The sequence below is a fragment of the Clostridium sp. C105KSO13 genome (assembly GCF_001517425.1).
Taxonomy (GTDB): domain Bacteria; phylum Bacillota; class Clostridia; order Lachnospirales; family Lachnospiraceae; genus Muricomes.
On the sequence record NZ_FBWL01000101.1, the window covers coordinates 1 to 9085 of the forward strand.

Below are 9085 nucleotides of genomic sequence, written 5' to 3' on the forward strand. Positions count from 1 at the left end.
TGTACCCAAACATCACTATTTTCATACTTGATATAGAAAAATATCCATTACTATGGCTCATTCACCTGAGATATATAACAAAAAATCCTTTATTTTAAAGGAAAAAGACTTGACTAAATAGGGAGGTCAGACTATGTCAAACGAATTAGAGAATAAGCTGGACCAGATAAAAGGGAAACTTAAAGAAACCGCAGGCAAACTTACAGATTCTGAAACTCTGGAGCTGAAAGGTAAAGTAGATAACATTGCTGCAAGACTTGCAGAAACAGCTTCTAATACAGGGAATGAAATAAAAGAAAAGGCGGCATCGGAATTAAATGATCTTTTGGATACTCTGGAAAAGAAATTAGATATAGCGAAAAATAAAGATAAAAAATAGTGAGGTGATTCTTTTATGGGCATTCTTAGTTGGATTATCATAGGAGCTTTGGCAGGCTGGATTGCCAGTATGATGACAGGAAATAACAGGAAGATGGGTGCATTTGCCAACATAGCAGTCGGCATTATCGGAGGCCTGCTTGGGGGCTTTATCATGGGGATTTTCGGTGGTGTGGGAGTAACCGGATTCAATATATGGAGTCTACTCGTCTCCATTCTGGGTGCAGTTATCCTGCTCGCCATTATCAATGCAGTCATCGGAAGAAAATGACAGAAGGCCATGTTTGATACAGTACAAGTATAACCTGCCGCCCGTGTTTAATGGGATACGGACGGCAGGAGCTTGTTCCGGATATAGACGAACGAAAAATATCCCATCACTTTTTACATAAGCTGCAAAAGAAATGAAGTGCTCCTTTTCCATCGGATGATTAAATGTAATGTAATAGTCTGTATCAGTTTCGACAACTGAAATCTTATACTGTTCGCATTTCTCAGCCGGCATCAGGCATTCCAATTTTCTGCCGCAGCAATAGATAGATGCGCTTCCTGTGCTGGTCAATATATTCCCGCAGCAGGGGCAGGAATAAAAACGTACCTTGTCAATATTCCCGCTGTCAGGTTTATTCGGAGTAATTTCCCCTTCCAGCATCTGGATCATATCAACTCCAAGAATTTCAGACAGGTCAGCCCAATAAGTTACATCCGGACATCCAAGCCCACATTCCCATTTCGATACAGTCTTATTAGAAATTCCTAAGGCATCCGCAATATTCTTTTGCGTCAGTTTCATTTCTCTTCGCAATTTCGCTATCAATTTGCCTGTTTTAACACAATCCACGGGACACCTCCAGTTATTTTTTAATCTTCTCATTTCCAGATTTTCTTTGCATCCTGATTCTCCGAAAGGCACTGGTCAAGTAATTTTTCCAATTTTTCTGTATGGTCATCCGCCGGATCTTTATATTTTAAAACTTTCACAACAGACAATTCAAAGTCCTTTTCTCCGTATTGATTCCAAAGTTCCTGCAAATGTTTATTCGGATGCCAGCTGCCTGATAATTTGAAGCTGCAGCTGTTAAAGCTTGCTTTCGTATCATTAGAAATACCAAGGAATGTTTCGCCTGTTGATTTGCAGCGGTAAGAAATAATCCCCATCTCCGGCCGTCTCAACTTATATTCTTCTTTGAGTAACTTTTTTCTGTTGATATCCATTCTTCTACCCTCACAGATTACATTTTTCATTTGATATACAATAGACAGTATGCATGATACAGCAAAGGAAATCAATCCATGTATCGTAGACTATTTTCATCGCCAAATACTCCCTGCATAGACCGTGTAATTTATCATGGTATCACCTCAAGAAACATTATAACAAATAAAAGTATAGATGCAACCATTTAAAGCTGCGGTTCGCATATGCACCCCATATAGGTTGCTTTTCTTCCGCTAAAAAAATTATTATTTGACTTTTATACCATCAAGTGTTATACTGTGACAGTATTTTAAATAAAGTTTTGATTTCACATATTTTTTGTAAGTCATTATTCTATTCATGATTTACAAAAGGTATGTGATTTTTTTATTTTATGAAATATAATAAAATTTAGGAGGTATCTTTCATGAACAAAGGTACAGTAAAATGGTTTAACGCACAAAAGGGATTTGGATTTATCACTAATGAAGCAGATGGAGAAGATGTATTTGTGCATTTTTCAGGTCTTGCAATGGACGGTTTTAAATCCTTAGAAGACGGTCAATCAGTTACATTTGACATTACAAAAGGAAATCGCGGTTTACAGGCTGTGAACGTGTGTGTGTTATAATCTTTTTCTACAACAACAGTAGCAAAGCCGGCAGGGTTTATCTTTATACTTGCCGGCTCAATCTATATTACAGCCGCTTAGCGTTTGGAGACGTATTGTTATCTACTATAACCGTGAGCTTTTCATTAGCTATTTTAGCGGCTACTACAGCTCTTGGATAAGACCTTTTAATGTCTGTGGTCTCTTGTCTACCATTTAATTTCTTAATCCCCATGCCATTGGCAGAAATATCTTTCTTCGTGTTCGCTATACCTTTGACTTTCCAGACTAAACCTGTTTACTAATAAAACAATTTCGTATATTCGGTTTGCGTGTCTGCGAGGTGTCAGGGCGCCAGAATCCAGAAAATCCTTTAAACGTTCAATGGCATCTCCTTTTCCAAATTGGAAATCGTTGTTTCCAACAGCAGCTTAATCCTGACACCATGAGACGTAGTTGTAATTCCCAAAACTGTTCACGAGGACACCCAACAAGGGGCCATCGTTCGTATAGATAGATTATTCTAAAGGTTTGATTTCGCTTATGTGGGCTTTGGTATTCTTTAGAAACACAAGCGTTATATTGTCGGCACGGCTATTCTCAAACTGGGCCTTTTTCAAGTTGCAGTATTTGAAGAACCAGTTACGGAAGATTACGTCCCGGAAACGGTGTGAGCGGTGCGTGTTATCCATACAAAGTCACAGTCGGACATTTCGCCATCGAAAAACCTGAAATCAGAAGGCACTGGATATTATAGATGACAGAAAGCACGATTCCACCTTCTCCCTAGTGATTTTCGGTACAGCGCAGGAGGACGACTGGACAAAACCCAAGGTATGGAAGAAAGCGGAATCCTTCCCTTGGTATCACGGTCGGCATGGACAAGGTCAAGGCGGCTACTCTGAAAAAGCTGATATTGGAATTGACATTGGAATATCTGGTCCCTTTATATAGAGAAATCACTGTCCTTATTAGAAGCGGCGGGTTTATCGATATCCGGAATATCGCCATCGCCATAGTCTGTATTGAAGTCATAGTCAAGGTTGATTTTGTCAAGTGTTTTATTGTTTAATGCACCATCTTTCTTGCTCTTAGTATGTGTCTCGATTTTATTGTTGTTTGAACTCATAGTATGCTCCTTCTCCTTGTTTTTATTAGGATTTGCAAAGAGTTAGAAAATATACATAGTTACTGTCATGTTCCGATGCAACAACAACTCTATTTGGTAACTTATGTCACATATACAGGATCTTCTTTATCATCTATAAACGTAGAAATACTGATATTACCATATTATATCCTGTGGCTATCGTGTGCGGTTTCTCTCCCTGCATAAATCCCGCGCAATGGAATCAAAACAGGCAGTATCGGATGTGTCAGCAGACATGGTGCTCAGTCCCAAAGTCGGTGCAGTGGATATGGCGGGATACATATCCTCTGTTTGCACACATCTAATTAGTCCGACTTTCATGTGAAAATCCTCCTTGAGCTTTGATTGGCTTATCAATACCTTTTTTTCGTTTCAAAGTATTTTTTCATTTACCCAAACATCGGATTTCTCATAACAATGCATGTTTGAAGGAAGATGTATAGAAATTGAGGTGAAATATTCTCAAATGATTCTCAACTATTCTCCGCATTCATCATGATGCTGATGCTCATGGCAAACAGAACCTGTAGATTTTAGAGTTCCTTGCAGATACGTTTCTACCACTGTTTTAGCACTACCACTTGCTCCAACAATAACCTCAATATTTTTGTCACTAAAGATTTCAATAGCTCCACTTCCCATTCCACCTGAAATAATCACATTTACCCCCATGTCATTCAAAAAGTTTGGAAGGAAGCCCGGCTTATGTCCGGGATTCGGTATAGACTCGCTCTTAATAATTTGATTGTTTTCGGCTTCAAATATATTGAAGTTAACGCAATGTCCAAAATGCTCCGTTACCATTTCATTTTCACTTGCTACTGCAATTTTAATCATTTCTTTTCCTCCATTTTTTATTTTGAATATATACACCCAGTATTTCAGCCGCATGCTCGACATGTTCTATACATGGACGTTTTTTATAATAACTTTCATTTTGTTTTCTCAGGTATGGGCCTTTCTATTTCTATAGAGAGACCTAAAAGTTCCCTGCAAATGATTGAATTGTTTTTATCCTTAAACTTCATTGCTAAAGTCTCAATCAGCTTATAATGTTCAGCTTTGGCAATTCTATCTAAAAGATTAGAATATCCATATAATATACCCTTTTTCGAATAGCTCTTTTGCTAATATTGAATGCTCACTCACTTTTTATTTGTCCCAAGTCTTTCTTCCAGTATTTTGGATACACAATCAAACCAATTACCGTCGAAAAGCTCTATCATACCCTTATCACAAGCAGCTGAAATTTTCGGATCAATCGGTAACTTTGCAAGAACCTTTAAGTTATGTTTATCAGCAATCTTTTCTATGTGACTTTCACCAAATATCTGATACTCTTTGCCATTGTCAGGGCATTTAAAATATGACATGTTTTCCACCAAACCAATAATAGGAATATTCATCATCTCAGCCATCTTGACTGCTTTAGATACAATCATCGATACAAGTTCCTGTGGAGATGTTACTATTATAATCCCATCAACAGCTATAGATTGAAATACTGTAAGAGGAACATCACCAGTACCCGGCGGCATATCAATAAACATGAAATCCACATCGCTCCAGATAACATCCGTCCAGAACTGTTTGACCGTTCCGGCAATAATTGGTCCCCGCCAAACAACCGGGTCGGTATCATTTTCTAAAAGTAGATTAACAGACATGATATCAATAGCTGTCTTGCTTTTAACAGGCAACAATCCAAATTCACTGTTTATAGCTCTTTCTCGGATACCGAATGCTTTTGGAATAGAAGGCCCAGTTACATCAGCGTCAAGGATTGCAGTGTGATAACCCATTCTGTTCATAGTGACTGCAAGCATTGAGGTAACAAGTGACTTGCCCACTCCTCCCTTGCCACTGACAATACCTATGACCTTTTTAATGCTGCTCATCTCATGAAGCTTCTCGGAGAAATCAGCTTTTTGTTCTTTTCTTTCTGCGCAGTCCTCCGCGCAACTGCTACAGCTTTGGTTACAATTTTCACTCATAAATATTAACTCCTTACATTTAGATTTTAATTTCACTACCTGTTTGTAGATAATCTATACTTCCACCCATTACTGCTTTTAATCGATTATAGGGTTCCATGCCTGTACAATGGCAGGTATAATACTTTGATTTTGTATTCATTAGATATTTGCCAATTCTATCTATCTCATTAAAATCCTCATTTCCGCCGGAGCGACTGGAAAGATGGAATCCACCTATCACATAATCAGGCATACGACCTTTTAAACCGTAGAAATGTTCAAGTATATTCATGATGCCATTATGAGCACAACCTGTTACTAAAATAGTCTTTCCACTTTCCTCTATTATAAGATTCTGTTCATGAGCAAAGGTATCAACCACCTTTTTCAAAAAGCAACTCCATTGCCTTTTCATAGACCGCTTTAATTGCTATCCCTGATATGCTGTTTATGTCTACAATGGTCTGTCCGTTATTAATAGCTTTTACTGCATCTGAATCAAATGGAATTCTACCAATAAATGGAATCATTTGTTCTTTACAAAACTCTTCTATTTTCCCTGTGTTTTCAATGTTGGTGTCAAACTTATTGATACATACTACCATCTTAGTTCCAAATTTCTCTGCTGTGTTTATGACTCGCTCCATATCCCTTATACCTGATATAGAAGGTTCAGCTACTATTAAAACCATATCTACGCCACTAAGGGATGCTATTACAGGACAGCCTATTCCAGGTGACCCATCAATAATAGCCAGATGGGCATCAGCTACTGATGCCTTCATCTGCTTTTTAACCTCAGTAACAAGCATTCCGGATGTACCGCTTCCCATCTGGAGCCTAGCTGTTGAAAATACTTTTTTCGCATCCGAATACAGCATCAATTCTCCAGCCACAGCCGGTATCAAAGTTATCGCTTCCACAGGGCAAACATATTTGCAAACCCCGCAGCCTTCACAGGCAAATGGATCTACTTTATAACCTTCTTCTGCTGAAATTGCATCAAATCGGCAGTTTTGTTTACATTGACTACATTCAATGCAAAGTTCAGAATTTATATCAGCTTTCGGCAGTCCATAATAGTCTGTTTTTTCTGGTTCGGAATTCCATCCAGTTATAAGGTGCAAATTAGGTGCATCCACATCACAATCCGCATATGCATTGGTGCCGAGGAGTTTTATAAATGCACTTGCTATTGTTGTCTTTCCAGTACCGCCTTTTCCACTAAGAATTAGTAGTTGTTTCATGCTGCACCTCCCTTATCACTGCATCTAGTAAATCCAAGAATATCTCCTTGTACTTTTTGTTTTCTCTGACTGCAATTTCTGCATTTGAATTCAGCATTCCAAGTTCATTGTCAAATGGAATTCGACCTAAAATCTTAATGTTTTTTTCTAAACAAAATTTCTCTGCTGGGTTTTCTCCTTCCAAACATTTATTAAGAACCACTCCGTATTGTTTTCCAAACCGCTTAACCAGCTCATATACCATATTGAGGTTGTGAACACCAAACAATGTAGGTTCAGCTACCAATACACAATAGTCCACATCCTTAATGCTTTCCATTACAATACAAGCACTACCAGGGGGACAGTCAATGAAAAACATATCATCAGAAATATCCTTGATGCCATCCAATAAGTTTTTAATGATTGGGATGCCCGATGCTTCACCAGTATTTAATATTCCAGTGTTAACATTTACACCACCCGACATACCTTTTTGTACCCTTCCAATAACCTTTTCTTTCTCAGTAAGTGCCTTTTCAGGACAAAGCATGACACAACCGCCGCAGGAGTGGCAAACCTCATCGAAAACAATTAATTTATCTTTAATATAGGCGAGGGCATTGAATTTACAAAAATCAACACACTGGCGACATCCATTGCAGAGTATATTGTCCACATCAGGAATCTTAATTGATATTTCCTCTTCTCGGAAATTCTCGGGTTTAAAAAACAGAAGCCCATTTGGCTCTTCCACATCGCAATCAATATAAACGGAATCCCTTGCTGCCGCAGCTAAATTTACCGATACCAGCGTTTTCCCCGTGCCGCCTTTTCCGCTTAGGACAGCTATCCTCATATTAATTGCCTCCATGTCCATGAAATCCAGCATGAATTTCATCCAGTAACGGCAGTTTTCCGGCAATAAATGTATTTATATTTTTCTTTGCGGAAATGCTACTCGTTTTGTATATTTTTATATCGGCAGCTCCCAGTACTTCGGCGGCATTTTCTCCGCAACTAAATGTCAACAAAACATTAACTTTATTATCTACTATTGTTTGTGCCGCTTTGATTCCTGCACCACCTGTACTTGTTGCTGCACTATTGTCTATAAATGTACTTTCTTTTGTTTCAATGTCATAAATAAGAAAATAGGGAGTGCGACCAAAGGATACAAATACATTTGTTCCCATATCTTTTTCATCTGCCGGAATTGCTATTATCATAAAAACCCTTCATTCTATTCTTGTTTAAATAATTTTTAATTGCATTACGCAATGCGCTTTTAATGCCTCATCCAAACTTTTGCCTTTTGCCTGTACTGATGTCATGCTAGATGTTGCGATTGATGCACAGCAACCAAATACAAGATAGCTTACTTTATCTATATAATTATCTTTCACCTTTATATAAACAGTATGATAATCTCCGCACGAAGGATCTCCAGAGTTTCCTTCAGCATCAGCATCTATCATACTATAGGCATTTTGAGGACACATAAAATGCTCAATTACTTTTTTGGAATATATGATAATCAGCCACCTCAATTCTCATTATCTGCGAAACACCTGCCATGTCTATGACAGCCGCGACCACATCCTTTTCCTAAACCGTCACAAAGTCGATATTCGCCGCCTTCAATTATCAGTGCTTTACCATTCACTAACGATTCAGCTAACTTTCTTCTGGCTTCTATATATATGCCCTGAACGGTAGTACGGGCAATATTCATTTGTTTTGCACACTCTTCTTGAGTAAATCCCTCTAAATCGATAAGTCTTATCGTTTCATATTCATCAACTGTCATATTTACATAATCCTGATCGTCCAACGTTAAATCAAGAGGGCCAAATTTATTATTTTCTGGTAGGCAGCACACTTTTCTCCATTTCATTGGCCTTGGCATAATCTATCACCTCACTTCTAAGCAGAAATAATCAGAGCGTCCTCCGATTATCTCTGATACCATTATAGGCTCTCTAATTGTTTATCAATGACCTCAAGTCTGCTTTGCAACAATTCCTTTTGTTCTCTAAGTAAGTCTTTATTTATTTTTGCTGAATTTTGATTTGCAGCAAAACCCCTTCCAAAGCCACCACCAAAACCACGTTTGCAGGCAAGTCCAAGACCAGCATCATACCTAAATATATTTTTGTTTGTACAAAGTCCTAAACCTCTTCCAGACATTGTTCCAGCACCTATTGGCCCAGTTCCATCTCTTCTAGGCATACCATTCACCTCCTTATAGTTTATGACATATGTCAATTTCAATTCATATTATACTATATTGATGGCATATGTCAATAACCTTTTTATTATTATAAAACTGTCAGCCAAGGATAATCCTTAGTTGACAGTTTATACTTTACTTTTATGCCTTCGGAACTGGTGCTTTACAACAATTAATTTCAATGTAGTATAATGGTCTCATAATTTAAGACACTTTTTCGGACAGATTTTAATGAATCTGATATACTAAAACCAGTATGAAAGAAAGGATTCATTGCTATGTCCAGACAAAGAAGAAACTTTAGTGCTAAATCA

General features: G+C 38.0%; 16 protein-coding genes and 1 pseudogene. 4 read left to right on the forward strand and 13 right to left on the reverse strand.

Annotated elements, in window-relative coordinates; genetic code table 11:
• Positions 1–133: 133 nt before the first annotated feature.
• Both BN3456_RS00630 and BN3456_RS00635 read left to right on the forward strand, forming a co-directional pair.
• Positions 134–379 (forward strand): CsbD family protein, encoded by a 246-nt coding sequence (locus BN3456_RS00630; protein WP_089982030.1) that lies wholly within the window; start codon positions 134–136, stop codon positions 377–379.
• A 15-nt stretch (positions 380–394) separates the two neighbouring features.
• Positions 395–649 carry a GlsB/YeaQ/YmgE family stress response membrane protein gene (locus BN3456_RS00635; protein WP_089982032.1) on the forward strand — a complete coding sequence of 85 codons (255 nt, stop codon included), beginning with the start codon at positions 395–397 and terminating at the stop codon, positions 647–649.
• On the opposite strand, the gene BN3456_RS00640 is transcribed toward BN3456_RS00635, so the two are convergent.
• Together BN3456_RS00640 and BN3456_RS00645 are read right to left on the reverse strand one after the other, a co-directional pair.
• On the reverse strand, positions 581–1219 hold the full coding sequence (locus tag BN3456_RS00640) for a helix-turn-helix domain-containing protein (RefSeq protein WP_089982034.1): 639 nt from the start codon (positions 1217–1219) through the stop codon (positions 581–583). The genes BN3456_RS00635 and BN3456_RS00640 overlap by 69 nt on opposite strands.
• A 29-nt stretch (positions 1220–1248) precedes the next feature.
• Positions 1249–1593 (reverse strand): GIY-YIG nuclease family protein, encoded by a 345-nt coding sequence (locus BN3456_RS00645; RefSeq protein ID WP_089982035.1) that lies wholly within the window; start codon positions 1591–1593, stop codon positions 1249–1251.
• A 410-nt stretch (positions 1594–2003) separates the two neighbouring features.
• Between BN3456_RS00645 and BN3456_RS00650 the strand changes: the two genes are divergently transcribed.
• Entirely contained in the window at positions 2004–2207 is a 204-nt protein-coding gene (locus BN3456_RS00650; protein ID WP_089982037.1) for a cold-shock protein, read from the forward strand.
• Between the two features lie 714 nt (positions 2208–2921).
• A pseudogene (locus BN3456_RS16160) lies at positions 2922–3084 on the forward strand (terminase large subunit); the annotation flags it as partial.
• Positions 3085–3132: 48 nt separating this feature from the next.
• Here BN3456_RS16160 and BN3456_RS15555 read toward each other — a convergent pair.
• From BN3456_RS15555 to BN3456_RS00695, 11 genes are all read right to left on the reverse strand, one after another.
• Positions 3133–3315, reverse strand: coding sequence for a hypothetical protein (locus BN3456_RS15555; protein WP_141654479.1), 183 nt, complete (start codon positions 3313–3315; stop codon positions 3133–3135).
• 177 nt (positions 3316–3492) lie between these two features.
• On the reverse strand, positions 3493–3657 hold the full coding sequence (locus tag BN3456_RS15770; protein WP_176699062.1) for a hypothetical protein: 165 nt from the start codon (positions 3655–3657) through the stop codon (positions 3493–3495).
• Between the two features lie 156 nt (positions 3658–3813).
• On the reverse strand, positions 3814–4173 hold the full coding sequence (locus BN3456_RS00655; protein ID WP_089982039.1) for a NifB/NifX family molybdenum-iron cluster-binding protein: 360 nt from the start codon (positions 4171–4173) through the stop codon (positions 3814–3816).
• Between the two features lie 308 nt (positions 4174–4481).
• Complete coding sequence (locus tag BN3456_RS00660; protein ID WP_089982041.1) at positions 4482–5330, reverse strand: Mrp/NBP35 family ATP-binding protein; 849 nt, start codon at positions 5328–5330, stop codon at positions 4482–4484.
• 19 nt (positions 5331–5349) lie between these two features.
• Positions 5350–5703 carry a hypothetical protein gene (locus BN3456_RS00665; protein ID WP_242862764.1) on the reverse strand — a complete coding sequence of 118 codons (354 nt, stop codon included), beginning with the start codon at positions 5701–5703 and terminating at the stop codon, positions 5350–5352.
• Complete coding sequence (locus BN3456_RS00670) at positions 5687–6559, reverse strand: ATP-binding protein (protein WP_089982042.1); 873 nt, start codon at positions 6557–6559, stop codon at positions 5687–5689. Before BN3456_RS00670 ends, BN3456_RS00665 begins: the two co-directional genes overlap by 17 nt.
• Complete coding sequence (locus BN3456_RS00675; protein WP_089982044.1) at positions 6537–7397, reverse strand: nucleotide-binding protein; 861 nt, start codon at positions 7395–7397, stop codon at positions 6537–6539. The genes BN3456_RS00670 and BN3456_RS00675 overlap by 23 nt, the downstream gene beginning before the upstream one ends.
• A 1-nt stretch (position 7398) precedes the next feature.
• Positions 7399–7767: a NifB/NifX family molybdenum-iron cluster-binding protein gene (locus BN3456_RS00680; RefSeq protein ID WP_089982046.1), complete on the reverse strand. Its 369-nt coding sequence runs from the start codon at positions 7765–7767 to the stop codon at positions 7399–7401.
• Positions 7768–7791: 24 nt separating this feature from the next.
• Positions 7792–8016: an iron-sulfur cluster assembly scaffold protein gene (locus BN3456_RS00685; RefSeq protein ID WP_242862765.1), complete on the reverse strand. Its 225-nt coding sequence runs from the start codon at positions 8014–8016 to the stop codon at positions 7792–7794.
• Positions 8017–8084: 68 nt separating this feature from the next.
• Positions 8085–8447: a DUF134 domain-containing protein gene (locus tag BN3456_RS00690; protein ID WP_089982047.1), complete on the reverse strand. Its 363-nt coding sequence runs from the start codon at positions 8445–8447 to the stop codon at positions 8085–8087.
• A gap of 62 nt (positions 8448–8509) precedes the next feature.
• Positions 8510–8770: a DUF5320 domain-containing protein gene (locus tag BN3456_RS00695; RefSeq protein ID WP_089982049.1), complete on the reverse strand. Its 261-nt coding sequence runs from the start codon at positions 8768–8770 to the stop codon at positions 8510–8512.
• Positions 8771–9085: the final 315 nt, after the last annotated feature.